Source organism: Micromonospora sp. WMMA1947 (assembly GCF_027497355.1).
Lineage (GTDB): Bacteria > Actinomycetota > Actinomycetes > Mycobacteriales > Micromonosporaceae > Micromonospora.
In genome coordinates, this window is the sequence record NZ_CP114909.1 from 4176186 (window position 1) to 4202235 (window position 26050).

27 protein-coding genes are annotated in these 26050 nt (G+C 70.8%); 21 read left to right on the forward strand and 6 right to left on the reverse strand.

The genetic code is table 11. From position 1 onward, the window contains the following. Positions 1-2: 2 nt before the first annotated feature. The 3 genes from O7604_RS19880 to O7604_RS19890 all read right to left on the reverse strand — a co-directional run bounded on the left by O7604_RS19880 (position 3) and on the right by O7604_RS19890 (position 2897). Positions 3-785, reverse strand: coding sequence for a class I SAM-dependent methyltransferase (locus O7604_RS19880; RefSeq protein ID WP_281577340.1), 783 nt, complete (start codon positions 783-785; stop codon positions 3-5). Positions 786-863: 78 nt separating this feature from the next. Beyond that, on the reverse strand, positions 864-1436 hold the full coding sequence (locus O7604_RS19885) for a class I SAM-dependent methyltransferase (protein WP_281577341.1): 573 nt from the start codon (positions 1434-1436) through the stop codon (positions 864-866). Positions 1437-1655: 219 nt separating this feature from the next. After that, positions 1656-2897, reverse strand: a complete 1242-nt coding sequence (locus O7604_RS19890) for a cytochrome P450 (RefSeq protein ID WP_281577342.1) — start codon at positions 2895-2897, stop codon at positions 1656-1658. 124 nt (positions 2898-3021) lie between these two features. Here O7604_RS19890 and O7604_RS19895 point away from each other — a divergent pair, with 124 nt between their 5' ends. The 3 genes from O7604_RS19895 to O7604_RS19905 all read left to right on the forward strand — a co-directional run bounded on the left by O7604_RS19895 (position 3022) and on the right by O7604_RS19905 (position 6569). Then, on the forward strand, positions 3022-4110 hold the full coding sequence (locus O7604_RS19895; RefSeq protein WP_281577343.1) for a hypothetical protein: 1089 nt from the start codon (positions 3022-3024) through the stop codon (positions 4108-4110). A 51-nt stretch (positions 4111-4161) separates the two neighbouring features. Next, on the forward strand, positions 4162-5382 hold the full coding sequence (locus O7604_RS19900) for an NAD(P)/FAD-dependent oxidoreductase (RefSeq protein WP_281577344.1): 1221 nt from the start codon (positions 4162-4164) through the stop codon (positions 5380-5382). Between the two features lie 336 nt (positions 5383-5718). Further along, positions 5719-6569 (forward strand): IS5 family transposase gene (locus O7604_RS19905; protein ID WP_281577345.1). Its coding sequence is split into 2 segments (ribosomal slippage): positions 5719-6054 and positions 6057-6569, totalling 849 coding nucleotides; the frame shifts between segments, so codons are not numbered across the junction. A gap of 17 nt (positions 6570-6586) precedes the next feature. Here the strand turns inward: O7604_RS19905 and O7604_RS19910 are convergent. Further along, positions 6587-7831 (reverse strand): cytochrome P450, encoded by a 1245-nt coding sequence (locus tag O7604_RS19910; RefSeq protein WP_281577346.1) that lies wholly within the window; start codon positions 7829-7831, stop codon positions 6587-6589. Between the two features lie 28 nt (positions 7832-7859). Continuing rightward, a complete protein-coding gene (locus O7604_RS19915) occupies positions 7860-9104 on the reverse strand; it encodes an NAD(P)/FAD-dependent oxidoreductase (protein ID WP_281577347.1) in 1245 nt (414 codons plus the stop codon). Positions 9105-9386: 282 nt separating this feature from the next. On the opposite strand from O7604_RS19915, the gene O7604_RS19920 reads away from it, so the two are divergent. Genes O7604_RS19920 through O7604_RS20005 form a run of 18 tightly spaced genes read left to right on the forward strand, consistent with a single transcriptional unit; the run spans position 9387 to position 24214 of the window. Further along, on the forward strand, positions 9387-9818 hold the full coding sequence (locus O7604_RS19920; protein WP_203174977.1) for an SCP2 sterol-binding domain-containing protein: 432 nt from the start codon (positions 9387-9389) through the stop codon (positions 9816-9818). A gap of 35 nt (positions 9819-9853) precedes the next feature. Further along, entirely contained in the window at positions 9854-10660 is an 807-nt protein-coding gene (locus O7604_RS19925; RefSeq protein WP_281577348.1) for a hypothetical protein, read from the forward strand. Between the two features lie 40 nt (positions 10661-10700). Continuing rightward, complete coding sequence (locus O7604_RS19930; RefSeq protein ID WP_281577349.1) at positions 10701-11675, forward strand: LLM class F420-dependent oxidoreductase; 975 nt, start codon at positions 10701-10703, stop codon at positions 11673-11675. Then, on the forward strand, positions 11672-11941 hold the full coding sequence (locus tag O7604_RS19935; protein WP_281577350.1) for an acyl carrier protein: 270 nt from the start codon (positions 11672-11674) through the stop codon (positions 11939-11941). Before O7604_RS19930 ends, O7604_RS19935 begins: the two co-directional genes overlap by 4 nt. 35 nt (positions 11942-11976) lie before the next feature. Beyond that, on the forward strand, positions 11977-13230 hold the full coding sequence (locus O7604_RS19940) for a beta-ketoacyl-[acyl-carrier-protein] synthase family protein (RefSeq protein ID WP_281577351.1): 1254 nt from the start codon (positions 11977-11979) through the stop codon (positions 13228-13230). 16 nt (positions 13231-13246) lie between these two features. Further along, positions 13247-14389, forward strand: coding sequence for a beta-ketoacyl-[acyl-carrier-protein] synthase family protein (locus tag O7604_RS19945; RefSeq protein ID WP_281577352.1), 1143 nt, complete (start codon positions 13247-13249; stop codon positions 14387-14389). Then, complete coding sequence (locus O7604_RS19950; RefSeq protein ID WP_281577353.1) at positions 14390-15412, forward strand: beta-ketoacyl synthase N-terminal-like domain-containing protein; 1023 nt, start codon at positions 14390-14392, stop codon at positions 15410-15412. After that, entirely contained in the window at positions 15409-16284 is an 876-nt protein-coding gene (locus O7604_RS19955) for an alpha/beta hydrolase (protein ID WP_281577354.1), read from the forward strand. Before O7604_RS19950 ends, O7604_RS19955 begins: the two co-directional genes overlap by 4 nt. After that, positions 16281-17255 carry a thioesterase gene (locus O7604_RS19960; protein ID WP_281577355.1) on the forward strand — a complete coding sequence of 325 codons (975 nt, stop codon included), beginning with the start codon at positions 16281-16283 and terminating at the stop codon, positions 17253-17255. Before O7604_RS19955 ends, O7604_RS19960 begins: the two co-directional genes overlap by 4 nt. Then, complete coding sequence (locus O7604_RS19965) at positions 17252-18430, forward strand: beta-ketoacyl synthase N-terminal-like domain-containing protein (protein WP_281577356.1); 1179 nt, start codon at positions 17252-17254, stop codon at positions 18428-18430. The genes O7604_RS19960 and O7604_RS19965 overlap by 4 nt, the downstream gene beginning before the upstream one ends. Further along, positions 18427-19431 carry a beta-ketoacyl synthase N-terminal-like domain-containing protein gene (locus O7604_RS19970; protein ID WP_281577357.1) on the forward strand — a complete coding sequence of 335 codons (1005 nt, stop codon included), beginning with the start codon at positions 18427-18429 and terminating at the stop codon, positions 19429-19431. Before O7604_RS19965 ends, O7604_RS19970 begins: the two co-directional genes overlap by 4 nt. A 1-nt stretch (position 19432) precedes the next feature. Then, positions 19433-20305, forward strand: coding sequence for an SDR family oxidoreductase (locus tag O7604_RS19975; protein ID WP_281577358.1), 873 nt, complete (start codon positions 19433-19435; stop codon positions 20303-20305). A 37-nt stretch (positions 20306-20342) separates the two neighbouring features. Continuing rightward, complete coding sequence (locus O7604_RS19980; RefSeq protein ID WP_281577359.1) at positions 20343-21521, forward strand: beta-ketoacyl synthase N-terminal-like domain-containing protein; 1179 nt, start codon at positions 20343-20345, stop codon at positions 21519-21521. Beyond that, positions 21518-21781, forward strand: coding sequence for an acyl carrier protein (locus tag O7604_RS19985; RefSeq protein WP_281577360.1), 264 nt, complete (start codon positions 21518-21520; stop codon positions 21779-21781). Before O7604_RS19980 ends, O7604_RS19985 begins: the two co-directional genes overlap by 4 nt. A gap of 32 nt (positions 21782-21813) precedes the next feature. Then, on the forward strand, positions 21814-22194 hold the full coding sequence (locus O7604_RS19990) for a MaoC/PaaZ C-terminal domain-containing protein (RefSeq protein ID WP_281577361.1): 381 nt from the start codon (positions 21814-21816) through the stop codon (positions 22192-22194). Further along, positions 22191-22718, forward strand: coding sequence for a 3-hydroxyacyl-ACP dehydratase FabZ family protein (locus O7604_RS19995; RefSeq protein ID WP_281577362.1), 528 nt, complete (start codon positions 22191-22193; stop codon positions 22716-22718). The genes O7604_RS19990 and O7604_RS19995 overlap by 4 nt, the downstream gene beginning before the upstream one ends. Next, positions 22715-23461, forward strand: coding sequence for a 3-oxoacyl-[acyl-carrier-protein] reductase (gene fabG, locus O7604_RS20000; protein ID WP_281577363.1), 747 nt, complete (start codon positions 22715-22717; stop codon positions 23459-23461). Before O7604_RS19995 ends, fabG begins: the two co-directional genes overlap by 4 nt. A gap of 27 nt (positions 23462-23488) precedes the next feature. After that, on the forward strand, positions 23489-24214 hold the full coding sequence (locus tag O7604_RS20005; protein ID WP_281577364.1) for a DsbA family protein: 726 nt from the start codon (positions 23489-23491) through the stop codon (positions 24212-24214). A 949-nt stretch (positions 24215-25163) separates the two neighbouring features. Here O7604_RS20005 and O7604_RS20010 read toward each other — a convergent pair. Next, a protein-coding gene (locus O7604_RS20010) for an IS5 family transposase (RefSeq protein WP_281577345.1) occupies positions 25164-26014 on the reverse strand; the annotation gives its coding sequence in 2 pieces (ribosomal slippage) (positions 25164-25676 and positions 25679-26014; 849 coding nt in all). Positions 26015-26050 lie beyond the last annotated feature (36 nt).

Below are 26050 nucleotides of genomic sequence, written 5' to 3' on the forward strand. Positions count from 1 at the left end.
GGTCAGTTGACCCGGCGGTAGACCGACACGTGCCAAGGCGACTCACCGGTAAACTCCTGGCCCTCCCAGCCGCCCCACCGGCCTTCCGGCTTCAGGCCGGCCAGCCGAGCCATGAGGTCCAGCTCGCTGGGCCAGACGTAGCGGAACTGAAGGGGGTACTCCTGGACGCCGTCCTCCTTCTTGAGCCCGTAGCGCGGCCACATGCGTTGCGTCACCGGGTCGTGGTTGGCGACGCTCAGCAGCAGGCTGGTGCTCTCCTTGCGGGCGACCTCCATCGCCTGACCGCTGCTGCGGCCGGCTTCGAACCGGGCCACGTCGGGGACGAACGCCTGCACCACCAGGGCGCCCCCTCTGACCAGGTGCTCGGCCGCGTTGCGGAGACACTGCACCTGGTCCTCTTGGCTGGGCAGGCTCAGAAGGGTGTTGAAGACGATGTAGACGACGCCGAACTTCCGGTCGACACGCACGTCGGTGAAGTCACCCAGCACCCGCTCGATCTGCTGGCCGCCGGGCTTGCCCGCCAGCAGGTTCAGCATCTGCACCGAGGCGTCCACTCCGGTGACGGACAACCCCTTGGCGGCCAGCGGGAGCGCCACCCGGCCGGTGCCCACGCCGAGTTCGAGCAGGTCCCCGGCGCCGGTCTCGGCGGCCGTCTGCTTGGACAGGTCGGCGAGGAAGGTGACCGTCTGCTCGGTGTCGTCCTGCAGCTGTACCACCCAGTCGTCGTAGATCTCCGCCATGCGCTCGCCGTACGACTCTGGTCCGAATTCACTGTGATCAGTCATGGCCGACATTCAACTTTCGGTCAAGGGGTGGGAGCCAGACGCGGATAACCGGGTCGGCAGGGGTAGCCGACAGGTCACCTAGTGATCTGTCGGCGAATTGTCCGGCTGGGTCTCGGCGCTCAGCCGGGCGAAGAGTGGCACGGGAAGCCACCGACTCAGGGGTACCGGGTCGAGCGTGACCCGCGACGTGGCGGACGCGTCGGTGCCGATGAGGCGTGCCGCCTGTTCCATCTGCGCCGACCGGAAGTCGTAGATGAGCAGGCGACCGCCGGGCCGCAGCACCCGCAGCAGTTCGCTGACCGCCGCGATGAGGACCGGCCAGTGGTGCATGCTCAGGGTGGAGACCACCACCGCGAACGAGCCGTCCGGATAGGGCAGGGCGGTGGCGTCGGCCACGTCGACGGTGACCCGGTCGGTCAGGTCGGCCTCGGTGACCCGCTCCCGCGCGGCGGCGACCATCTGCGGTGAGACGTCCACCCCGGTGAGGCGCAGGTCGGACCGTCGGGACGCCACCGTCCGCAGCAGCCGTGCCGGCCCGGTGCCGACGTCCAGGACGGGGCCGGTGGCCACCTCGCACACGTCACGGGCCACCCGGTCGTAGAGCCCGGCGAGCATCCGACCGCTCAGGCGGTCGTAGGTTTCGGCATTCATCCCCATTCCACTGGGGTCCGCCGCCCCGTGCTGGTGGCGGCCGCCGAGCAGCCGCGTAGAGCGATGTACGAAGTCACGCAGCGTTGCCATTGGACACCTCGACTCACCTGCGGGCCCGGTGGATCCGGCCGTCTGCGGACAGTCTTGCAGTTCAGGCCAACATGAAGTAAAGGGGTGACTCGCGTGGGTGCCGTCCGGCCGGCCCGGTACCCAGGGCCGTCAGCGGATGGCCGAGAAGGACACCTGCATGCGTTCCGGCCCGCGCAGGATGACGTGCGGGCGGTACTCCAGCGACTCCTCTACCAGCTGCGCGTTCTCGAACCTGGTCACGAAGGCCTCGATCGCCACCTCCGCTTCGAGCCTCCCCAGATTCGCGCCGAGGCAGAAGTGCGGACCGGCGGAGAAGGAGAGGTGGTTAAGCCGGTTCTCTCCACGGCGGGTGATGTCGAAGCGCTCCGGGTCCTCGAACACGTCCGGGTCGCGATTCGCGGCGGCCGTGAGCAGCAGCAGGTCCATCCCCTCGGGCACCGTGAGGTCGTCGAAGGTCATCTCGGAGCCGGCCATCCGGTGCAACATCTGCACCGACGGCTCGTACCGCAGGATCTCGTCGACCGCGCCCGGGATGAGGCTGACGTCCTCGCGCAGCATCGCGAGCTGGTCGGGGTGGCGCAGCAGGGTCAGGATGGCGTGCGAGATGAGGTTGGCCGTGGTCTCGTGGCCGGCCATGACCAGCAGGGCCAGGGTCGCGAGCAGTTCCGTCTCGGTCAGCCGGTCACCCTCGGCCTCGGCGCGCACGAGCCGGGGCAGGAGGTGTTCCTCCGACCATTCGCCCTTGGCGATGAGATCGCGGAAGTACTGGTAGAACGCGGCGCGCGTCTCCACGTCCTCCCGGTCCACGTCCTCGTCCCGGTTGGCCGCCATCAGCGGATCCAGTGCCCGACCCAGGATCGACGACCACTGGCCGAACACCCGGTGGTCCTCCGGCGGTACCCCGAGCAGCTCGCAGATCACCTTCACCGGGACCGGATACGCGAAGACGCTCGGCACGTCGACCGGCGACCCGTGCGCCGCCACATCGCGGACCAGCTCGTCGACCACGGCGCGTACCCGGGGCTCCAGGTTGGTGACCATGCGCGGGGTGAACGCCTTGGAGACCAGCCCTCGGAGGCGGGTGTGATCGGGCGGGTCCAGGAAGGTCATGACCTCCCGCCGGGACTCGACGGCCTGGCTGCTCAGGATCTTCGACCGGCTCCGGTCGGCGCTGGCGGCGGGATGCCGCAGCACGCGCTCGACGTCCTGGTGCCGGGCGAGCACCATCAGGTTGCCGTTCATCGCCATGAAGGGGGACGCCTCGCGGATCTGGCGCAACGACGGGTAGGGGTTGGGTCGGGACTCAGGATCGAAGAACTTCATCAGGTGCAGTTCCGGCGCATCCGTGTCGTCGATTACCGTGTCAGTCATCCCCCCACTCTTGGAGATTCCCGCACGTCCGGACAGGGCCACCCGCGCTGACCGATCGGGTACCCCACGTTCGCGGCCTGAAGGGCGTTGCCGGTGACCGGCACGACCGCGCAGTGTTGCTGCTATGGATCTCACGGCGCTCAATCCAGCACAGCCTGAGCGAGGCTCCCCGTTCACGCCCTGGCAGACCTGGCGCGACGAGCAGGGACCGGCCGTGCTGGTCGCGGCGGCGATCCTCGCGGCGAACGCACGCAACGTCCAACCATGGTCATTCCGCGTGGCCCCCGACCGGATCGACCTCTTCGCCGACCTCACCCGACGCCAGGGCGCGCTCGATCCGTTCGACCGCGAGCTGGACGTCGGCCTCGGCTGCGCGCTGGAGAACATGGTCCTGGCGGCGCGGGCCAGCGGATGGTCGCCCGAAATCCAACTCCGTCCGGACCCGGACCAACCCGAACACGCCGCGACCATGCTGCTGCGCCCGGGGACGCCGGACGTCTCCGAACTGTACCAGGCGATACCCGCCAGGCACACCAACCGGGGGCCGTTCCGGAACGCGGCGCTCCCCGACGAACTGATCGCCGAGATCAGCGGCCTGGGCGCCGTCGACCTGCCGCGCACCGGAATCCGCTGGTTCACCACGGCGCAACAGCGCCGTCGTGTCGGCAACGCGCTGGTGGCGGCGACCGAGGCGGTCATCGAGGACGACGAGCAGTCCCGCGCCGGGCACGTCTGGTTCCGCGGCACCGACGCCGAGGTGCAACGCCACGCCGACGGGCTGACCACGGCGACGCAGGGAATGCACCCGCTGCTCGCCCGCATCGGCGGGTGGCTGCCCGCACCCTCCCGCCGGATGGCCGATCGCTTCTGGCTGCGCCAGACGAGAAAGGTGCACGTACCCACGGCGGCGGCGTTCGCGATCGTCACCGTGCCCGACGCCAGCGACGTCGTCGACCGGATCAACGGTGGCCGGCTGCTGCAGCGTATCCACCTCTTCGCCACCTCGCGCGGGCTGGCCGTTGGGCACCTCAACATGCTCACCGTGCGGGCCGACCGCGAGCGGCAGACCGGGGCGCCCGCGCGGTTCGGGCGGATCCTCGCCGACCTGGTCGACGACCCGGCTGCCCAGGCGCTAGTCACCTTCCGCATCGGATACCCCACGAGGCCGGCGGCGGCGAGCCCTCGTCGGCCGGTCGCCGCCGTTCTGCGCTGACGACGGACATCCGATCCGGACCATCCCCGCTTATCGGCAGGAGGACCACCCATGTACGACGCGATCGTGGTCGGCGCCCGGTGCGCCGGATCCACCACGGCCATGCTCCTCGCCCGAGCCGGCCACCGCGTGCTGCTGCTCGATCGCGCCACCTTCCCAAGCGACACCATGTCGACGCACTACGTCCACCAGCCCACGATCGCTCGGCTGGCCCGCTGGGGTCTCCTCGACGAGCTGCAGCAGAGTGGCTGTCCGCCGCTGGAGGTGGCCCGCTGGACGCTGTCCGGTTTCTCGGTGACCGGCTGCGCGCCGCCGGTCGACGGCATCCGCGCCGCCTACGGACCCCGTCGGTACGTGCTCGACACGATGTTGGTCAGGGCCGCCGGCGCGGCGGGCGCCGAGGTGCGCGAAGGGGTCAACGTCAACGGTCTGTTCTGGGAGGACGGGCGGGTTGTCGGCGTGATCGGTAGCAGCGACCGGGGCACCCCCTTCACCGAGCGGGCCCGCGTGGTGATCGGGGCGGACGGCATCGACTCCGTGGTGGCCCGCAGCGTCGAGGCGCCGATGTACGAGGAGGTGCCCACCCTCTGCTGCCTGTACTACACGTACTGGAGTGGGGTGCCCGCCGACTACGAGGTCTACGTCAACCAGCGGCGCGCCGTCGGGGTCGTACCCACCAACGACGGGCGCGTCATGGTCGGCATCCAGTGGCCGCGCGAGGAGTTCGAGGACGTCCGCAAGGACGTCGAGGGCAACTACTGGAAGGCGCTGGAGGTGGCCTCTCCCGCGTTTGCGGAGCGGCTGCGCGAGGGGCGTCGCGAGGAGCGGTTCGTCGGGACCGGCCGGCTGCCGAACTTCTTCCGGCAGGCCACCGGTCCGGGCTGGGCGCTCGTCGGTGACGCCGGATTCCACAAGGACCCCGTGGGGGCGTTCGGCATCAGCGACGCCGTCCGTCATGCCGACCTGCTCGCCGAGCACCTGATCCCGGCCCTGTCGCAGGACGGTCCGCTCGAACCGGCCCTCGAGCGGTTCGGCGTCCGCCGTGACGAGGACGCCATGCCCGAGTACTACTTCAACCTCCAGGCGGCCCGCCTCGAGCCCATGCCCGAGCTGCTCGACGTGCTGCGGGTCATCGAGGGCGACCAGGAGCAGGTCGACAGGTTCTTCGGGCTGATCGCCGGAATGTACACCTGGCAGGAGTTCTTCACCGACGACCTGATCGCCCGCACCGAGGCCGCGCGCGCCCGCTCCGGCGGCGACCAGCCGATCTGACCGCCGAGGTGCGTACGACCTGATTCCCCCGCCCGCGACATCGTGGGCGGGGGAAGGCGTTTGGGTGACCGCCCACCGCCACCGGCGGGCCGGCCGCCACGAGGTCGACTGACCGGTCCGGGTGGGGGTACGCCCAGGGCCCGTTGCACAAGAACTGGCCGGCCTGCGGCGGCCCCGAACGACGACACGCGGCGTCGCGGTTGCGTCCGGTGTCGTGTCCGGACGCAACCGCGTCTTGTTGGATCGCCGCCCGGGCTCCGCCTCGGCCCGACCGCCGTTGGAGAACAGGCTCTAGGCGGTGTCTTCAAAGGATCTTGGTGTCGGATGATGTAGCGCGTGGGTCGTCGCTACGAGTTGTCTGACGTCGAGTGGGAAGCCCTGTCGAGGTATCTGCCGTCGGCGGTGACGGGTGGTCGGCCGCGGGTCGATGACCGGCGGGTGCTCAACGGGATCGTGTGGAAGATCCGGGCCGGGGCGGCGTGGCGTGATGTGCCGGCCCGGTACGGGTCGTGGCAGTCGATCTATACGCGTTTCCGCAGGTGGGCGCTCGATGGCACGTTCGAGCGGATGCTCGCCGGGATCCAGGCCGACGCGGACGCCGCCGGGGACATCGACTGGCTGGTGTCGGTCGACTCGACCATCGTGCGAGCCCACCAGCATGCCGCCGGCGCTAAAGGGGGCGCGGAGAATCGGACGAACCACAAGATCACGCCCTCGGTCGAAGTCGAGGTGGACTGACCACCAAGATTCACCTCGCCTGCGACGGCCTCGGGCGGACCCTGGCCTTCGTGCTCTCCGGCGGCAACGTCAACGACTGCACCCGCTTCATCCACGTCATGGCCGCCATCCGTGTCGAGCGACCAGGTCCCGGCCGGCCCCGGGTCCGCCCGGACCACGTCATTGCCGACAAGGGCTACAGCTCCAAGGCCATCCGGGCGGCCCTGCGCCGGCGCGGCATCGGGCACACCATCCCTGAGCGCGCCGACCAGCAGGCCAACCGCCGCCGACGAGGCAACCGCGGCGGCCGGCCACCGGCCTTCGACAAGCAGCTCTACAAGCGGCGCAACGTCGTCGAACGCTGCTTCAACCGGCTCAAGCAGTGCCGCAGCGTCGCCACCCGATACGACAAGACCGCGACCTCGTACCAGGCCACCGTCACCATCGCCGCCCTACTCCAATGGTTGTGAACCTTTGAAGACACGGCCTAGCGCGGGTGGACCCGCAGCGGCAGCGTCGCCAGCCGGCGTTGCATGAACAACGGCATCCAGCTCAACTCGGTCAGCCCTGCCTCGAACTCGGCCCGCGTCGCGGCCAGCTCCTCCATGATCATGCTGCCCTGCTGCCTGGCGAGCACGGCGCCCACACAGAAGTGCAGCCCGTGCCCGAGGGCGAGGTGGCGGTAGCCGGGTCGCAGGATGTCGAAGCGGTGCGGGTCGGTGTAGACGGCCGGATCGCGGTTCGCGGCGGCCAGCAGGACGAGCACCCGTTGCCCGGCCGGGATGACGTGGTCGCCGACCACGAGGTCCTCCCGCGTCCACCGACCTCCGCCGGCGGTCGCCAGCTGGAGCGGGCTCTCGTACCGGAGCACCTCGTCCACCGTGTTGGCGGCCAGCTCCGGCCGCTCGCGCAGCAGGGTGAGCTGGTCCGGACGACGCAGGAAGCAGAGGAACGCGCTGGCGGCGAAGGCGACAAGCGTCTCGTGCCCCGAAATGAACGTCAGGATCGCGTTGGCGTGCAGCTCCGCACGGGAAATGACCCCCTCGGTCTCGGCCTGGACCAGGGCGGTGAAGAGGTCCTCGCCCGGGTCCCGGCGGCGACGCTCGGCCAGCCGGCCGAAGTAGTCGTCGAATGCCTGGAAGCCTTCCAGGGCCCGCTCGAGTGAGCCGGCCGCGGCCGGGATGTCCGCAGCCGGGGAGAGCGCCTGCCCCCACTCCTTGAGCAGCGGCAGGTCCGACCGGGGCACCCCGAGCAGGTCGCCGATCACCTGGAGGGAGACCGGGAAGGCGAGCTCGTCGACCACCTCCAGCCTGCCCGACCGCACCGCCCGGTCGAGGATCGTCCGGGCGGTGCGCCGAGCCTCGGCGAGCGCACCGGCGATCGCCGACGACGAGAACGCCCGCCGGGTCAAGTTCCGCAGCCGGGTGTGGTCCGGCGGGTCCTGGAACAGCAGGGTCTGCTGCATCGGGTGCAGTTCGGTCGGCACCATGGAGAGCAGCATCTCGGCCACCTCGGGTGGCGGTTGGACCCGCAGACCCGGCTCGGCCAGCACCGCTGTCGCGTCCGCGTGCGAGGCGACGAGGTACGAGTCGAGGTACTCCCAGTAGACGGGGCCTCCCATTTCGCGGATGCGGTCGTACTCGGGGTACGGATCCGCGCGGAAGACCGGGTTGTACGGGTCGAAATCATCGAGGACGGGCGGGGTCAGCTGCGACGTCGGGGTGCCGCTCACGGTCGTCTCCCTGGTTGCGGGTGGGGCTTCAACCGACCAGGTCGCCCTCGTCGGCGAAGGTGTCCTCCGGCAGCCGCCCGAGCATGTCCAGCAGGCTGTCGGGCGAGAAGAAGTCCTCCGGCGTCACGGTTCCGGCGATGACGCCGAAGAAGCGGTTCGCGTGCTCCGGCGACGTGGCGAGGACCTGGACGAGATGCTTGGTCATCGGGTCGAACTCGAAGCTCGCCGCCTCGCAGGTGAAGTCGTACATCATCGCCGACTCGGCGTTGCGCCGGCGCTCGTACTCCGACATCACCTGGTCCCATTCCTGGGCGCCGGTCAGTGTCGCGTGCAGTGCCGCGCTGAGCGCCTCGGCGTCCCGCCACGCGTCGCTGATGCCCTGGCCGGTCAGCGGATCCTTGTGGAAGCCGGCGTCACCGAGCAGCGCCCAACCGGGTCCGTACGGGCGGCGGTAGTAGTTCTGCAGCGCTGCCGTCCCCTGGAACCGCGACACCCGGGTGGCGCCGTCCAGCTCCCGGTCCAGGGCGGGAGCCGCGGCGCGGATCGCTCGGCGGTAGTGCCCCTCGATGTCGGTGCGGTAGGTCGCGGCGAACGAGTGCGGCCGGGCCGCCTGGATCAGGTAGGCGTCGTCGTGGGTGGGAATCACCCCGACCTGGGTGTCCTCGTGGATGAACACCTCGTTGCGGTTCCGGCGGTGCGCGGACAGCCCGTGCCAGTAGGTGTAGTAGACGACCGTGTAGGCGGGCCGCTCGTCGTAGCTCTCCGCGCCCACCGCGCGGGCCACCATCGAGTGCCGGCCGTCCGCGCCCACGACCACGGTGGCCCGGATCGTCTCGTCCGCCCCGCCCGCGCTCCGGCCGCGGACGCCGCAGACCTGGTCGCCGTCGAACAGCAGCTCCCGTACCGTGAACCCCTCGCGTACCTCGACACCCCGGTCGCGTGCCGCGCCGACCAGCAGCGCGTCGAGCACCGTGCGTCGCGGGGCGTACGCCATGTCGATGCCGTCGACCGGCGGCGCGAAACCGCTGACCAGCGTGTCATCGAACCACCAACGGGCCTCCCTGATCGGCGGACAGCCGCTCGCGGCGAGCTGGTCCAGCAGCCCCCAGCGCCGCAGTCGGGCGAGCCCGCTGGGCTGGACGTAGTGGGTCGACAGCCGATCGCTGGGGAAGTGGGACCGGTCCAGTACGAGCACCCGGTGCCCGCGTTGGGCCAGCAGCATCGCGAGCGGGGATCCAGCGCAGCGTCCCCCGATGACGATGACGTCGTACATCGTGCCTCCGCTCCGGTGCGTTCCGCCCGCCCCGGCGCCATCCACCGGAGTGCTGTCGGGTGCGTGCTGACCATTGGCAGCCAACCAGCGTCGGCAGAGGGGCGTGAACCCCGAAGAGGGGGGCCGATCGGGTGCCCTCTTCGGTGTCCCGGACCGTTCAGCACGGGGGGCGCGGAAGCACTGCCCTCTCGGCGCTGTGCCCCGCCCGCCGCTGATGGTGGTCTTCAGTAACCAGGGGTCGCCGACCCCGAACCGGAACCGAGCGGAAGGAGTTCCTCTTCGATGGCTATCGACACGACGAGGTTCGAGCGGATCAGGCAGGCGGCCGGTTCCCGGTCGGAGTCGGACGTCTTCGCCTTCGCCCAGGAGCACGAGGGCGGCGTCGGCGGGCTGCTCGACGAGGTCTTCGGCAACATGCCCGACGTGTTCCGCGCCGACCGGGCGAAGGGCCAGCAGGCGGACTTCCAGTATGTCATCAAGACGCCGGACGGCCCGCACGAGTACTTCGTCCGGATCCACGACGGCGTCTGCGAATCCGGTCGGGGGCAGGTGGAGTCTCCGCAGCTCACCACGACGGTGGAGCTTCCCACGTTCCTGCGGCTGGTGACCGGACGGATCAACGGCATGCAGGCGTTCCTGCGCGGCAAGGTCAAGCTCTCCGGCAACACGCTCTACGCGGCCAAATTCGAGCACTGGTTCGAACGTCCGTCCTGACGGGCGGCGGGCGGCGGTGTGTAGGAGGAGGGGTGATGGGTTCCTGGCCGGAGAGCGGACGGGTGGCGTTGGCGTCACCGCGTACGTTGCGCTTCGCGGACACGCCTGTCGGGCTGCTGGCCGGTGGCATACGTCCGACGTCGCCGCCCCTGCTCACGACGCCGCTGCTGCTCTGGGACCTCGCCACCCTCGTGCCCACGCCCGAACTGGACCGCGAAGTGCACCGTACGGCGCTGGCCCGGGAGCTCGGTCGGCCGGCGCCGAGGATTTTGTACCGCCCGGACCGGCGCACCGACCCGGTGGTGGCCGTCGACCTGCTGGATCGGTCGGGACGCGACGGTGAACGGGCCAGCAGCCTGCCCAGGCTTCTGGCAGCCCTCGCTCTCGTCCTGCGTCAACGGGGACTGCGCCCGGCGGACGTCGACGGGCCACCGGGTGTCGGACTCGAGACTGTCGAGCTGGTCTCGCGGCACTGTCCAGGGCTGAAGCAGGGGGTCGTGGCCGCCTCGGTGCGACCCAACGCGCTGCTCAAGCTCCGTGCGACGGGCCTCGACCGGCACCTGTCGGACGCTCGGGCCTACGGCTCGGACGACTGCCGGTGGGACGTCCTGATCGGGCTGGCTCTGGCCCGCTCGGGGACGGCGGCCGGTGTCGTGGTGGCCACCGGCGGCGCGGAACTCGGTGCCGCCGCACGTCGGGCCGGGGCGACGGTGGTGGCGGTCGCGCCCACCACCCCAGATGCCGGGCGCTGGGCGGATCTGGTCGTACCCGGGCCGTTCGACGTCGTCACCGCACTGCGGCCGATGGTCGCCCCCGGAAAACGCCGGCCCGTCCGGTGCTGACCGTGACCATGCCGAGCCACCCGACCTTTGAGGAGTGATGATGCAGCTGGGCCTGTCGTTGCCGACGGTCGGACCGCCCGGACGCCGTCGGTACCTGATCGACGTCGCCGAAGCGGCCGACGAACTCGGCTTCCACTCGCTCTGGATCAGCAGCCACGTGGCACTTCCGAAGCAGCGTGACGGCAGCTGTCTGTATCCCCGGGCGAAGACCGCCGACGCGTACAACTGGGGCGTCGCGTGGCTGGAGCCGCTCACGCTGATGGGCCTGGTGGCCGGGGTGACCGAGCGGATTAAGGTGGGCACCCACGTGCTCGCCCTGCCCTACCGCAACCCGGTCATCCTCGCCTCCGAGCTGGCCACCCTCGACCAGCTCTCGCTGGGCCGGATCATCCTGGGGGCCGGATTGGGCTGGATGGACGAGGAGTTCGCCATCGTCGGCGTACCCCGTCGCCAGCGGGGGGCTCGCACCGACGAGTACATCGAGGTGATGCGGACGCTGTGGCGCGGCAAGCGGCCGGTCTCCTTCCACGGACGTTTCGTCGACTTCGACGACATGTGGCTCGCGGCCCGCCCGCACAGCGAGGCCGGCCCGCCCGTCTTCGTCGGCGGGAACACCGAGCACGCGCTGCGTCGCGTCGCCCGGCTCGGCGAGGGCTGGCTGGCCCACGAGCTGTACCCGGACGAGATCTTGGCCGCTCGCGAGACGCTGGCCCGGTTGAGCCACGAGGCGGGACGGGACCCGGCGGAGATCATGGTGACGGTCCGTCGGGGCCTGGTGCCTCCGTTCCCGGTCATGGACTTCATGTCCGACCGGATCAGCATCACCGGATCGGCGGAGGAAGTCGCCGCCCAGTTCGACGCCTACCGCGACGCCGGTGTCTCGCTTCTGGTCCTGGATCTCTCCATGCGACCGGCAGAAATGATCAAAACGATGGAGTGGCTGGTCGAAGAGGTCGCCACTGTTCAGCCGGGGAACGACCTGTCGACCCCGTCAGGATCCAGGGAGGGAATGTGAGCACTTCACCGGAGATCGTCGGGGACAGCCGCCGCGATCAGCAGATCAAGGAGATCGTCTGCGACGTCCTCGAGATGGAACCCGCCGACGTGACCGACACCAGCCTGTTCAAGGAGGACCACGGCGCCGATTCTCTGCGCGCCATCGAGATCCTGGCGGCGCTGGAACGCGAGTTCGACATCACCATCGACCAGGCCGAGCTGAGCCGGATGGTCAACCTCAACGGAGTACGCGCCGTCGTCGCCGAGGCGGAAGCGAGCCGCTGATCCGAGCTGCCGGGGCACGAGTGGACGGGGAGGCCATGGAGAACCCTGAAGATCGCAGCGGACCCACCCAGGTGGTGGTGACCGGGCTGGGGGTCGTCAGCAGCATCGGCATCGGTGCGGCGGACTTCCTGGCCGGCCTGCGTAACGGCCGGACCGGTGCCAAGCCGATCACGGCCTTCGACACCGAGGGTTTCGCGTACGCCAACGGGTGTCAGATCGAGGACTTCGACGCCAGTCGGTGGTTGCGGCATACTCCGGCCGACAGTCTGGGCCGGGCGAGTCAGTTCTCGGTCGCGGCGGCCCGGATGGCGGTCGAGGACGCCGGTCTGCCCCTCGACGTGCTCCAGGGTAGGCGGGCGCTCGTCTCGGTGGGGACCACCGACGGGGAGTCCCACGACCTGGACCGGCTCACCGAGACCGAGGTGCGGGAGGGCTATCCACAGCTGGATCCCGTCGTCGCCGCCCGCGTGCCCGCGGTGCGCCTCTCCACGAGCATCGTGCGGGAACTGGACCTGAGTGACGTGGAGACTCTGACCATCCCCACCGCGTGTGCCGCCGGCAACTACGCGGTGGGACACGGCTACGACGCGATCCGCCTCGGTGACGCGGACGTCGCGCTGGTGGGCGGTGCGGACGCCCTCTGCCGCAAGACCTTCACCGGCTTCTACCGCCTGGGCACCATCGCTCCTGAAGCATGTCAGCCGTTCGACCGCAACCGGCGGGGCATCCTCACCGGGGAGGGCGCCGGCATCCTGCTGCTGGAGAGCTTGGAGTCGGCGCGGGCGCGGGGCGCCCGCATCTACGCCGAGGTACTCGGGTACGGCCTGAACTGCGACGCCCACCACCCGGTCGCCCCGGATCGGGACAGCATCGCGCGGTGCATGGAGCTGGCGCAGCACAACGCGGGGGTCAAGCCCGAGGAGATTGACTTCATCTCCGCCCACGGCACCGGCACCCGCGCCAACGACGTGACCGAGGCCGCGGCCATCCGGCGGGTCTTCGGTGACAGCCCTCCGCCCACCATCTCGGTCAAGGCGATGATCGGCCACACCATGGGCGCGGCGAGCGCCCTCGCCGCGGCCGCCTGCGCCCTGGCGATCTCGGAGAGCTTCATCCCGCCGACGGTGAACCACGTCGAGACCGACCCGGAGTGTGGCCTGGACTGCGTGCCCAACCAGGCCCGGGAAGCGGAATTGCGGGTGGTGCAGAACAACGCGCTCGCCTTCGGCGGCAACAACGCGGTGCTCATCCTCGGCCGTTGCCGACCGGACGCCGGAGTAGCGGCGTGAACGCGGGAGGTCGCAGGTGAGTGCACTGATCACGGGAATGGGCGCGGTAGCCGCGGTCGGCGACGACGTCCCCGCCATCTTCGACGCGCTCTGCGCCGGGCGGAGCGGAGTCGGCCCACTGCGCGGGTTCGACCCGACCCGCTTCAGGGCCCAGCACGCCTACGAGATCGACGACCGCCCACCGTCGGGGGAGGACCTGACGCTGCGGGCGACCCGATGGCTGGAACAGGCGGTGCAGCAGGCACTAACCGACGCCGGCCTCGACGACGACCTGTCGGACGTGCCGGTGCTGATCGGCACCACCCTGCGGGAGCTGCGCTCGGTCGAACTGTGCTGGCGGGACGACGTCCCCTTCGACCTACGGGACCTGCACTTCGGCACCGCCCTGCGCCGCCGCTTCGGCGCGACCCGGACCTACACCGTCGCCAACGCCTGCTCGGCGTCGCTCTACGCGCTGGGGTTGGCCGCCGACATGATCGACCTCGGTGAGGCCGACACCGTCGTGGTCGCCGGTGTGGACACCATCACCGAGAGCACCTACGGCATGCTCGACCGGGTCTACCCGCTCCCTCCCGAAGCGGTGCGCCCGTTCGACCGGGACCGTCGGGGCATGTTGCAGGGCGACGGCGCGGTGGCGGTCGTGCTGCGCCGCGAGGCCGACGGCCCGGGCGGCGGCCAGCGCCACGCCAGGGTCCGGGGCGTGGGGCTGAACTGCGACGCCTATCACCCGTCCGCCCCGGACGCGGAGAGCATCGCAACGGTCATCGCCGACGCCCACCGTCGGGCCGGCACCAAACCCGCCGAGATCGATCTGGTCATGCTTCACGGCACCGGTACCCCCCGCAACGACGAGGCGGAGGCGGAGGCGCTGCGGTCGGTCTTCGCCGACGACGTCCGATCCTGCCGGATGACCGCGATCAAGTCGATGACCGGGCACACCGCGGGCGCCTCCGGGCTGCACAGCCTCGTCGTCGCCGTCCGCGCGATGCGGGAGAGCCGGATACCGCCCGTCGTCGGCCTGGTCCGACCAATCGAGGAGGTCGCCGGGTTCGGACTGGTGGCCGACCGCGAACTGCGTGCGCCGGTACGCACCGCGCAGGTCCACTCCTTCGGATTCGGCGGCTTGAACGCCGTCGCCATCGTGGAGAAGGTGAGCTAGATGTCCGATCCCGTGGTGGTGACCGGCATCGGTACCGCCATCGCCGGTGTGGGTGGCGTCGGTGACCTGCTCGGCCCCGACCCGGTGCGCGGCGACGACGACCCGGCCGAGCGCATCACCGGTCGCGGACATCGCTACAAGGACCGTGCGACCCGGCTCGGGCTCGTCGCCGGCGAGGCCGCGCTCCGCGACGCCGGACTGCCGTCCGATCGGGCAATACCGCCGCAGCTCAGCACCGGCGTCGTGGTCAGCTCGAACCTGGGAAACGTGGACACTGTCTGCGACACCGTGCGGACCATCGCGGACGAGACGTACCTCGCCACCAGTCCGATGCTGCTGCCCAACACGGCCAGCAATGTCATCGCGTCCTGGCTGGCGATCACCTACGGCCTGCGCGGGGTCAACCTGACCTTCTGCAACGGCCCCACCTCCGGGCTGGACGCCGTCCACTGGGCGCGCACGATGATCCGCTCCGGGCGCGTCGAGCGGATGCTGGTGGTCGGGGTCGAGCCGGTGACCGAGCCGGTGCGCCGGCTGGCCGCGGCGGATCGCGGGGACGCCGTCGGACCCGGGCCGTCCGGATCGGCCCTGCTCTTCGACGGCGCGGTCGGGCTGGTCGTGGAGGACGCCCGTGTCGCGGCCGCCCGGCAGGCCCGCGTCCTCGCTACCGTCGACCGGTACGCCCGTGCCGGCTCCCACGACGAGGCGACCCGCGCGGTGTGCCCGCCAGACGCGCGGTTGGGACTGTGGTGTCCGCCGGAGCAACCCGACGGCCTGCCCCACAACCCGGGCACGCTGCCGTCGGCGGTACTTGCCGCGGCGCGGCTGGACCTGACCGCCGTGCTCGGGCGCAGCTCCGGCGCCCTCGGCGTCCTGCAGTGCGCGGCCGGCGCGGCCTGGCTGGCGGACGGGACACCCGGATCGGTTCTGGCCACCGCCGGCGTCGGTGCGCCCACCACCGCCCCCGGCCGCTTCGACGACGCCACGTCCGCCCTGGTCCTCACCGCCGGAGCTTTCCGATGACCGTCCCGCGGTGGCCCGGCGATCCGGCGATGGCGCCCGTGTCCGGGCCGGTGGCCACAGCCCGGCAACCGGTCCGCGTGCACCGGATGCGGCCCGCACGGGGCCTCTCGTGTCAGCGGGTGCTGCTGCTCAACGGCCTCGCCGGCAGCCCGACGATCTGGCGACCGTTCGCCCAGCGGGTGCCCGCCGAGATCGAACTGTGGGGCGCCGAGCTGCCCTGGGCATCCGGGGGAGACCCACGCTGGCAGGCCGCCGGCGGCACCACGACCGACGTGGTGGCCGAGGCGCTCGCCGGGGTGCCGCGTGGCGCGGACGTGGTCATCGCCCACTCGTTCGCCGCGAACGCGCTGCTGGAGCTGCTCTGCCGACGGGTACCGGACCGGTTGCAGGCGGTCGTTCTGGTCTCACCGTTCTACCGGGCCACACCAGACCGCTTCGACTGGTCGGACATCAGCTTCTACCTCAACAACTTCCACCGCATCCTCGCCGAAGGGATCCGGGTCTCCGCCGCCCAACCTCCGGCCGACGAGGTGGTGGAGCGGATGGCCCTGCGGCTTCGGGAAAGGATCGGCCCGTACGGGTGGATGCGGTTCTTCGACGCCTACCTGCGTACCCCGTTCCTGGATCTGACCGGGGTGCTGGTCCCGGTCCTGGTGATCGGCGGCCGGCGGGACATCGCCGTGCCCATCGAGGACGTCGAGGCGCTGGCCCAGGCCCTACCGGCGGGCCGGCTCGCCCGGGTCGCCGCGAGCGGCCATTTCGCCATGGCGGAACACCCGCCCTGGTTCACCTCCGTCGTCCAGGACTTCCTCGCGGTGAACGCGCCGCCGTCCCCCCTGCCCATCGTCGACGTACCCCTGGAGTTGCTGTGACCACGACGCACATCGCCGGACCGAACCTCGCCGCTGTACTGCGCGAGCGGACACGGACGCGGCTGCGACCCCGGTACGAAGGGGCCAACATCTGTACCTGGATCGGCTTCAAGCACGTCAACTACCTGGTCGAGGAGGCGGTGCTGGAGCATCTGCGCAGCGGTGGGTTGGCACCCGGCGAGCTCTACGAGCGGTACGGCCTCGGCGTGGATCTCGTCGACCTGGACACCCGCGTGCTGCACGCCTTCCACATCGACGACGTGGTGCTGGCGGATGTGACCCCGCTCGACCCGGTCGACGGTGAACTTGCCTTCTCCGTCGTCCTGCACGTGGACGGCGACGAGCCGATCCGGGCGGCCACCGCGCGGGTCCGGGTCGTGCTCCGCCGCGACAGCGGCGACACGCCCGAGGCGCCGCCGGAGCTGCGACCGATCACCACGCCGGCGATCCGTCGAACCGAACGGAAATTCGCGACCGCGCCGGGCGGCAACGAGTTCCACTGGAGCTGGCGCATCCCGTACTTCTACTGCCACTTCACCGAGCGGCTGCAGATGTCGGGTTACCTGCGGCTGATGGAGGAGGCCGTGGACCTCTTCCTCGAGCAGCGCGGCATCTCGATCCGGACGCTGCTCGACGAGCAGGACTGGATTCCCGTCGTGCCCCGCTCGCGCGTCACCATCCTCGACGAGGTCCGCATGGAGCAGGAACTCGACCTCGTCTTCACCGTGCAGAACGTCTTCAAGGGCCTCACCTACGACGCCCGACTCGACTGGTACGTCCAGGACCAACACGGCCGGCGACTCGTCGCGGTGGGACACATCACCCACGGGTACGCCCTGATCGAGAACCGACGGGACTGGCACCTGGTCGAGTTCGACGAGCGCATGCTGAACGCACTGTCATCGCCGCCCGCCGGGGCCACCGCCGTGCGGGATCGGGGCCGTACGGCCACCGGGGAGCCACGGGGATGAGCGATGTCGTCATCACCGGCGTGGGCGCCGTCACCTGCCACGGTGTCGGCTCCGCGGCGCTGTGGCAGGCCATGTGTCGGGCGCCAGTTCGCCTGCCGGACCGGCTCCCCGACCCGTACGCTCCGGGCCAGCATCCGTACATGTACCTCGCGCCGACCGACTCGCTGCCGCCGGCGCCCGGTGTGGCGTCCGGGCTTGCCGTCGCGGCGGCGACGGAGGCTCTGGCCGACGCGGGCCTGCCCGCCGGTACCCGGCCCCCCACGCCGCTCAATGTCGTCGTCGGCACCTGCATGGGGGAGACGGGCCGGGAGGAGCAGACGCGCGCGGCCGGCGGCACTCCGGGTCCGGAACCGATCTTCTCGGTGGCGGCTTATCTCGGCGACCGGTTGAGGGCCACCGGCGCCAACACCAGCGTCAGCAACGCCTGCTCCGCCAGTGGCTACGCGTTGGGCATCGCGGCGGACATGATCCGGGTCGGCGAGGCGGACCTGGTGCTCGCCGGTGGCGCCGACGCGTACTCCCGGGTCGCGGTCGGGTGTTTCGACCGGATGCGGGCGGCGGACCCGGTCCGGTGCCGGCCCTTCGACCGGAACCGCCGGGGCACGGTCTTCGGCGAGGGCGCCGCCATGCTGGTGCTGGAGTCGGCCGAGCACGCCGCGGCCCGCGACGCCGTGCCGCTGGCGACGCTCGGCCGCTCGGGGTGGAGCTGCGACGCCTACCACCCGACCGCCCCGGAACCGAGCGCCGAACAGATCGTTCGCGCGATGCGCGAGGCGCTGGACAGCGACGCGCCCAACGACGCCGGTGTGACCGGGGGACGGCTCGGGTGCGTCATCCCGCACGGCACCGGGACCCAGCTCAACGACGTGGTCGAGAGTCAGGCGCTGCGACAGCTGCTCGGCGCGGCGACGCTGGACGTGCCGCTGTACAGCCTCAAGGCCCTGATCGGGCACACCGGTGGCGCCGCCGCCGCGCTGGCCGCCGTCGCCGCGACGCTGATCCTGCGCCACGGCACCGTGCCGTCCAACGTGCCACTGGACGACCAGGACCCGGAGTGCAAGGTGTTCCTGCCGCACACCCCCGCACCGCTGGCCGCCCGACGACTCCTGGTCAACGCGTACGCGTTCGGCGGGAACAACACGTCCTTCGTGATCGAGTCCGGGGCGTCGGCATGAACCCCGTCGGCTGGATCGCCGTCACCGGCGTCGGCGTGGTCACCCCGGGAGGTGACGATCCGCTGACGGCCCGGCCCGACGATCCCGCCCCGGGTCCCTGGTTCGACACGAACTCCGAACTCGGGCGCCGCGGCTACCGCTACCTGCCGCCGGCGGCGCAGTACCTGCTGGCGGCGGCGCGACGTGCCGTACCCGACGTGGTCGGGCTCACGGATGTGCCCGCCGCCCGGCGGGCCGCGGCGGTGGGTTCCAACAACGGCGCTGCTGCGCTTCTCGCCGGGATGGACCACACCCTGGTCGAGCAGGGCGCCGAAGCGTTGAGCCCGGCCACGGCGCCGCTCTTCGCGGTCAACGTCCTCGCCAGTCGGCTGTGCGCGGAGCACGGTCTCAAGGGGTTCAGCCTGACGCTCACCTCGCCGCTGGTCGCCGGTCTCGAGGCGGTGGAGGTGGGCGGGCGGGCACTCGCGGTCGGACGGGCCGACGTGGTGCTCGCCGCGGCCACCGAGGAGCGGCTGTCCGACGACGCGCCCCGGGTCGGCCAGAGTGAGCAGGGCGCCGTGGTGCTCGTCCTGCAACAGGTCGCCTCCGGTTCCCCCGCCCCGCCCGGCACCGTCGGTGGCTGCCGCGTCCGGACCGGGTTCGTGCCCCCGGACCTCGTCCGCGAGTCGGGTGGCGCGCCCGAGATCGGCCGCCGGATCACCTCGCTGGTCGAGGCGGTCACCGGAGCCGAACGACCGGACCTGCCCGTGCATCTCGTCGGCGACGGCTCGGCCGTGGCCGGGGCCGTGGTGACGGCGGTGGGACGGGACAGCGTCAGCAGTGTGCAGCCGTCCGGCGCCGGGTGCGTCGCGCCGATGCTACGGCTGGCGCGTCAGCTGTGCGACAGGCCGCGCGGTGACGGCGACGGGCGGTCGTTGCTGCTGGCCGCCGACGAGGGGGGAAACCTCGCCGCCGCCTACGTCCGGCCCGGTCCGGATGCCTTTCACGAGCTGAGGGAGTGACATGTTGATCCCGTTGGGCGGTAGCTGGTCGATGATTCTCGGCGCGTCCAGCGGCATGGGACGGGCCGCCGCCCTGGCCCTGTCGCGCGCCGGCAGCAACATCATCGGCGTCCACTTCGATCACGGTCCCGCGGCCGACTCCGTGGCGGCCCTGGTCAAGGAGATCGAGGGGTACGGGGTCCAGGCGCGGTTCTGGAACATGAACGCCGCGAGCGTCCGCACCCGGGCCGAGGTGGTTCCGATGGTCGCCGAGCTGACCGACGGGGCGGGGCCACGTGTCGTCATGCACTCGCTGGCTTTCGGCTCCCTCGTGCCCTACCTGCCGCGGACCGGCCACGGATCGACGCTGGCCCAGCGCCAGCTGGAGATGACTGTCGACGTGATGGCGCACAGCCTCGTCTACTGGGTGCAGGACCTGGTGGCGGCGGGGCTGCTGCGCAGGGGCGCGAAGATCTTCGCGATGACCAGTGCCGGTGTCGTGCAGGCGCTGCCGAGCTACGGCGCGGTGTCGGCGGCGAAGGCGGCGCTGGAGTCGCACGTCCGGCAACTCGCCTGCGAGCTGGCGCCGCGCGGGGTCGCGGTCAACGCGCTGCGCGCCGGCGTCACGGTGACGCCCTCTCTGCGGCGGATCCCGGAGCACGCCGAGTTCGTGGCCCGGGCCGGCAGGGGCAATCCGCACGGCCGGCTGACCGAGCCGGAGGACGTGGCCGAGACCGTGGTGCTGCTGTCCGGAACGGATTCGTCCTGGCTGACCGGCAACACGATCGGCGTGGACGGCGGCGAGCTCCTCGCCGCGGGCGACGCGTGGGAGTTGGGCGACGACACGGCCGCGAACGGCGCGACGAGCGTCACCGCTGTGGCGGTCGACCGGTGATCGGGCGGCCACATCGATCGGGCGAGAGGAGACGATCATGAGCAGGCAGGCGGGAGTCGACGACCGACTCGTGTTGACCGATTGGGCCGCGCTGTCACCCTGGGGTGTCGGTGCGGAGAGCCTGGCGACGGGGATCAGGTCCGGTGGGACGGCTGTGGCCGAGCTGGACCCGACCGGCTGGCAGACGCCGTACCGGCAGGGCGCGCTGATCACGGACCTGGACCTGCCCGGTCTGCTGGGCAACAAGGGCATCCGGTCGATGGACCGGGCGACCGGCATCGCCGTGGCGACCGTCGGGCTGCTGCTGGCCAAACATCCCATCGACCGGTTGGCGGAGACCCGCTCCGACGTCGGGCTCGTACTCGGCACGACCTCGGGCAGCGTGCAAAGCATGATGCGCTTCACCCGTGACTCGCTGACCGGGGCGAAGCCGTACCACGTCGATCCGGCGCGCTTCCCGAACACGGTGATGAACCGCGCGGCAGGGCAGTGCGCCATCTGGCACGGACTGAAGGGTCCGAACACGACTGTGGCCGGCGGCGCGGTCACCGGGCTGCTGGCCCTGAGCTACGCGATGCGGCTGCAACGCGGGGGTCACTGCGCCGTCGTCGTGTGTGGCGCGGTCGAGGAGTTCTCCGAACAGCGTGCCTGGCTGGAGTGGCATGCCCGCGGCGAGGGCGTCGATCCGGCGCCGCTTGGTGAGGGCGCGGTGGTCTTCCTCACCGAGTGGGAGAGTTCAGCCACCGCGCGCGGTCGGGAGCCGGTCGCGGATCTGCTGGCCACGGAGTTCGGCGCGTTCACGGACCCGGAGTCGGCGCGTTTCGCGTTGGGGCGCTGCGTCAACCGGGCACTGCGTCGCGCGGGCGTACACGCCGAAGATGTCGAGCTCGTCGTGCCCGCCGCTCCGGCCGGCCCGCTCGGCGAGGCCGAGCAGTGGGCGCTCGACGACGCGTTCAGCGGCAACCGGGTGGTCCGGTTGCGCCACCGAGAGCTGCTCGGAGACGCCGCCTCGGTGTCGGCGAACGTCCAGATCGCGGTGGCGTTGGTGGCGGACGTACCGGGTCCGGCTGCCGGGCGTCTGGCGCTCGTCACGTCCGTCGACCGCGAGGGCATCGCCGGCTGCCTGTTGATGAGACTGCGTGACAACCGGCAGAGGGTCGGACAGCCGCCGGCGGATGCCGGGGCGCCGACTGGAGGAAGGGAGACCCAGAGATGACGGAGAACGGCACCGGCCTGGTCGACAAGGAGGATCTGCGGGAGACCCTGGCGGAGATCCTCGACATCGACTCCGACGAGATCACCGACGACGCAAACTTCGTCGACGACCTCGGGGTCGACTCGCTGATGGCGCTGGAGATCACCGTACAACTGGAGAAGAAGTACGGCGTCCGGATGCAGGAGGACGAACTCGTCGAGGTGACGAGCCTGAACAAGACCTGTCGACTGTTGACGGAGAAGCTGGGCGGGCGGCCGTGACCGCCGGGCTTCGGACACCACCGCAAACCGTGGTGCCCACGCTGCCTCCGAGCCGCCTGGGGCTTACTCCCACCGCGGTACGCGGCGCCGACGACCGCCTCTGGTTCAGCGTCGAGGTCCCGGCCGACCTGCCCCTGCTGGACGGGCACTTCCCCGGGCTGCCGATCGTGCCGGGCGTCTGCCTGATCGACGTGTTGCAACGGGTGGTCGCCGCGGCCGTCGCCGACGCTTACGCGTCCCGACTGTCGCACATCCATCGCTGCCGGTTCCTATCCCCGGTCTGGCCCGGCGATCGGCTGGACTACGAGCTGACCCTCGCCCCGGACGAGGGAGGGCTCAACTGCCACGCCGTGGTGCGGGGCCCGGGTGGGCCGGTCGCCGAGATCCGGTTGCGCTACGAGGAGGACGAATGACGGCAAGCGTGGTGGCGGAGGCGACCGAGGTGACGCGCGTCATCCCGCACCGCTTTCCCGTCCTGCTGGTCGACCAGGTTACCGAGATGGTGGTGGGACGCACCCTCTCGGCACGCAAGGCCGTGAGCGCCAACGAGCCCTGCTACCGCCACTTCGGGCCGGACCAGCCCGCCAGCGAGCTGGACTATCCGTCGATGCTGCTGGTCGAGTCCTGGGGCCAGGCGGCCGTGTTGCTCGCGGCCTGGGACCACCCGACGTCGGACGTGCGGTCCGGACGGATCGATCTGGCCGGCGCCATCGAACGGGTGCGGTTCCTGCGCCCAGTGCGGCCGGGCAGCGTACTGGAGCACCGGGTGCGGATGGTCCGTGCCGTCGGCGACACGGCGATCCTGGCCGGCGAAACCCTGGTCGACGGCGAGACGGTGCTGGAGATCGGCCACTTCGTCGTGGCGCTGCGGCCGGTGGCCGAGCTGACCCCCGCCGTCGTGGCGTCACCCAGGACCGATGAGGGGACGCCGACATGACCACGCAGGAACGCCCCGTCGCGCTGGTCAGCGGGGGGTCGCGGGGCATCGGGAGCGCGGTAGTGCGCCGGCTGGCGGCCGACGGGTTCGACGTCGCCTTCTGCTACCGGCGGCGGCGCGAGACCGCCGAGGAACTGGCCAAGGCAGCCGAGGAGGGCGGGGCGCGGATCTTCAGGGCGCAGGTCGACGTGGCCGACGGCGACGCGGTGCGCGAGTTCGTGGCGGGTGCGGAGAACGAGTTGGGGCCCCTGGCGGCGGTGGTCACCTCCGCCGGCATCGTTCGGGACCGGCCGCTGGTCATGATGTCCGACGAGGAGTGGCGGGAGGTTCGCCAGGTCAATCTCGACGGCACCTACCATGTCTGCCGCGCGGCCATCTTCTCGATGATGAAGCGGCGCAGTGGCCGGATCGTCACGCTGTCCTCGGTCGCCGGCGTCTACGGCAATGCCACGCAGGCGAACTACGCCGCGTCCAAGGCAGGGATCATCGGCTTCACCCGTTCGATCGCCAAGGAGGTGGGGCGGTACGGCATCCGGGCGAACGTGGTGGCGCCGGGGTTCATTGAGACCGACATGACCACGGACCTGCCGGAGAAGGTGCGTTCGGAGATGCGGGGACAAATCCCTCTAGGCCGTTTCGGCCAGCCGGAGGACGTCGCCGACCTTGTCTCCTTCCTCGTCTCCGACCAGGCCCGCTACATCACCGGCCAGGTGTTCCAGGTCGATGGTGGAATCACCGTCTGACCGGCTTATCCTCGAATGGAGGGGACTATGCCGCAGCAACCGGGTACCCGCCCGCGCCAGGCGACGTTCTTCTTCTCGTTCCGCAGTCCGTACTCATGGCTGACCTATCTCGACCTGCGCGACCGGTACGCCGACGTCGCCGACGCGGTGCATTGGTTGCCGTTCTGGGAGCCGGACGAGTGGACGACCCGCCTCATAGCGGATCAGGGCGGGCGGTTCGACTACTCGCCGATGTCGCGGGCCAAGCACCTCTACATCCTGCGCGACATCCGACGGCTCAGCCGGGAGCGGGACCTGGAGATGACGTGGCCGGTGGACCGCGATCCGCACTGGGAGGTTTCCCACCTGCCGTTCTTCGCGGCGGAACGGCAGGGTGTCGCCCGCCGTTATGTCGACCGCGTGTACCAGGCTCGCTGGCAGGAGGGGCGGGACATCTCCGACCCCGCCACCATCGTCGCCATTGGTGACGAGATCGGGCTTCCGGGCACCGCCGACGTCGTCGACGATCCGGTGGTTCGCAAGGAGGGCGCGGCGGCGCTGGCGGCGGCCGGCCGGGTCGGCGCCTTCGGGGTGCCGTTCTTCGTGGTCGACCGCGATGCCTTCTGGGGCCTGGACCGGCTGCCCCTAGCCGTCGCGGCTCTCCGCGGGTCGGTTCCGCGGCCGGCGGACGACCAGGTCCCCGACGAGGCGACGGTGGGGATGGCCAGCGGTGTCGCGTCCACCGACGGCGGCCACGCGGGAGGGTGCGGCTGACCTCGGCGGCTCTGGGACGTCAGGCGCGGACGATGCTCGTGCCGTCGACCTCGATGGGGATCTCCGTCAGGCCGTGGTGTCGGGGCCGACAGCCGGACTTGTCCCGGCGCGAGCGGCCGCGCGCGCAGTCCGAGGGCTGAGGCAGGTCCGCCCATACCTCGTCCGGCCCACGCCGAGGCACAGGTGTACTGCGGCGCTCCGCCATCGGGGCTTTCCAGCGCGGTCAACGCTTCCAGCGTTGCCGTAGCGGAGCGATGAGCATCGGGGTGCGGCACGAGCGTCTCAGTGACCCCGTCAGCCAAACAATCGTAGATCTCGCCGTAGTCGACCGTCGATCCTGGACCGCTGGTCCCAACAGGATGACAGGGACGGTTCGACGTCGGCATCGGTGCCGGGAAGCGCGTGCTCGGCAGCTTCCCGGCCCCACCGGGCCGCTCAACTGCCACGCAGCAGATCGTCCCTTGTTGAGCATCCGTCCCATTGCCGCGGCCGGATTCAAGAACAGCGGACGATCAGCCGCACGGACAGGGCCGCCGTCCAGCCCGTACAAGTCCGTACAGGTCGCCGTACGGGCTGGACAGAGGGAAAGCCCGACGTGCTGCTACACAAGCAGCGGATTTAACCGGGCTTCGTTTCGCGGGACCTGGGTCGCCGGCCCGGAACCGACCGGGCATGATTTTCTACACACCGAACCCGCCGGGCGCTTCGTCCCGTGCGGGAAGCTGTACGATACCCAGCTCATCTGGCCTGACGAAGGCTTGACTGCGCCCGCTTAGGAGACCCCTTGCACTGCACGAAATGCGGGATCGAACTCGAACATCCCGGCCAAGGCCACATGTGCCGGTCCCCGACGCCGCCGCCCGCGCCAGAGACGGCAAGTTGGGACGTCGCGGCCTGGTTCGTCGTCGGGTTCGCCCTCCTTAATGTGCTAGGCCGTGTCTTCAAAGGTTCACAACCATTGGAGTAGGGCGGCGATGGTGACGGTGGCCTGGTACGAGGTCGCGGTCTTGTCGTATCGGGTGGCGACGCTGCGGCACTGCTTGAGCCGGTTGAAGCAGCGTTCGACGACGTTGCGCCGCTTGTAGAGCTGCTTGTCGAAGGCCGGTGGCCGGCCGCCGCGGTTGCCTCGTCGGCGGCGGTTGGCCTGCTGGTCGGCGCGCTCAGGGATGGTGTGCCCGATGCCGCGCCGGCGCAGGGCCGCCCGGATGGCCTTGGAGCTGTAGCCCTTGTCGGCAATGACGTGGTCCGGGCGGACCCGGGGCCGGCCGGGACCTGGTCGCTCGACACGGATGGCGGCCATGACGTGGATGAAGCGGGTGCAGTCGTTGACGTTGCCGCCGGAGAGCACGAAGGCCAGGGTCCGCCCGAGGCCGTCGCAGGCGAGGTGAATCTTGGTGGTCAGTCCACCTCGACTTCGACCGAGGGCGTGATCTTGTGGTTCGTCCGATTCTCCGCGCCCCCTTTAGCGCCGGCGGCATGCTGGTGGGCTCGCACGATGGTCGAGTCGACCGACACCAGCCAGTCGATGTCCCCGGCGGCGTCCGCGTCGGCCTGGATCCCGGCGAGCATCCGCTCGAACGTGCCATCGAGCGCCCACCTGCGGAAACGCGTATAGATCGACTGCCACGACCCGTACCGGGCCGGCACATCACGCCACGCCGCCCCGGCCCGGATCTTCCACACGATCCCGTTGAGCACCCGCCGGTCATCGACCCGCGGCCGACCACCCGTCACCGCCGACGGCAGATACCTCGACAGGGCTTCCCACTCGACGTCAGACAACTCGTAGCGACGACCCACGCGCTACATCATCCGACACCAAGATCCTTTGAAGAC

Bases quoted from the DNA above. Each gene is read 5' to 3' on its own strand.
- O7604_RS19880 (WP_281577340.1), bottom strand. From the start codon at position 785: ATGACTGATCACAGTGAATTCGGACCAGAGTCGTACGGCGAGCGCATG.
- O7604_RS19885 (WP_281577341.1), bottom strand. From the start codon at position 1,436: ATGAATGCCGAAACCTACGACCGCCTGAGCGGTCGGATGCTCGCCGGG.
- O7604_RS19890 (WP_281577342.1), bottom strand. From the start codon at position 2,897: ATGACTGACACGGTAATCGACGACACGGATGCGCCGGAACTGCACCTG.
- O7604_RS19895 (WP_281577343.1), top strand. From the start codon at position 3,022: ATGGATCTCACGGCGCTCAATCCAGCACAGCCTGAGCGAGGCTCCCCG.
- O7604_RS19900 (WP_281577344.1), top strand. From the start codon at position 4,162: ATGTACGACGCGATCGTGGTCGGCGCCCGGTGCGCCGGATCCACCACG.
- O7604_RS19915 (WP_281577347.1), bottom strand. From the start codon at position 9,104: ATGTACGACGTCATCGTCATCGGGGGACGCTGCGCTGGATCCCCGCTC.
- O7604_RS19920 (WP_203174977.1), top strand. From the start codon at position 9,387: ATGGCTATCGACACGACGAGGTTCGAGCGGATCAGGCAGGCGGCCGGT.
- O7604_RS19925 (WP_281577348.1), top strand. From the start codon at position 9,854: ATGGGTTCCTGGCCGGAGAGCGGACGGGTGGCGTTGGCGTCACCGCGT.
- O7604_RS19930 (WP_281577349.1), top strand. From the start codon at position 10,701: ATGCAGCTGGGCCTGTCGTTGCCGACGGTCGGACCGCCCGGACGCCGT.
- O7604_RS19940 (WP_281577351.1), top strand. From the start codon at position 11,977: ATGGAGAACCCTGAAGATCGCAGCGGACCCACCCAGGTGGTGGTGACC.
- O7604_RS19950 (WP_281577353.1), top strand. From the start codon at position 14,390: ATGTCCGATCCCGTGGTGGTGACCGGCATCGGTACCGCCATCGCCGGT.
- O7604_RS19955 (WP_281577354.1), top strand. From the start codon at position 15,409: ATGACCGTCCCGCGGTGGCCCGGCGATCCGGCGATGGCGCCCGTGTCC.
- O7604_RS19965 (WP_281577356.1), top strand. From the start codon at position 17,252: ATGAGCGATGTCGTCATCACCGGCGTGGGCGCCGTCACCTGCCACGGT.
- O7604_RS19970 (WP_281577357.1), top strand. From the start codon at position 18,427: ATGAACCCCGTCGGCTGGATCGCCGTCACCGGCGTCGGCGTGGTCACC.
- O7604_RS19975 (WP_281577358.1), top strand. From the start codon at position 19,433: ATGTTGATCCCGTTGGGCGGTAGCTGGTCGATGATTCTCGGCGCGTCC.
- O7604_RS19980 (WP_281577359.1), top strand. From the start codon at position 20,343: ATGAGCAGGCAGGCGGGAGTCGACGACCGACTCGTGTTGACCGATTGG.
- O7604_RS19985 (WP_281577360.1), top strand. From the start codon at position 21,518: ATGACGGAGAACGGCACCGGCCTGGTCGACAAGGAGGATCTGCGGGAG.
- O7604_RS19995 (WP_281577362.1), top strand. From the start codon at position 22,191: ATGACGGCAAGCGTGGTGGCGGAGGCGACCGAGGTGACGCGCGTCATC.
- fabG (WP_281577363.1), top strand. From the start codon at position 22,715: ATGACCACGCAGGAACGCCCCGTCGCGCTGGTCAGCGGGGGGTCGCGG.
- O7604_RS20005 (WP_281577364.1), top strand. From the start codon at position 23,489: ATGCCGCAGCAACCGGGTACCCGCCCGCGCCAGGCGACGTTCTTCTTC.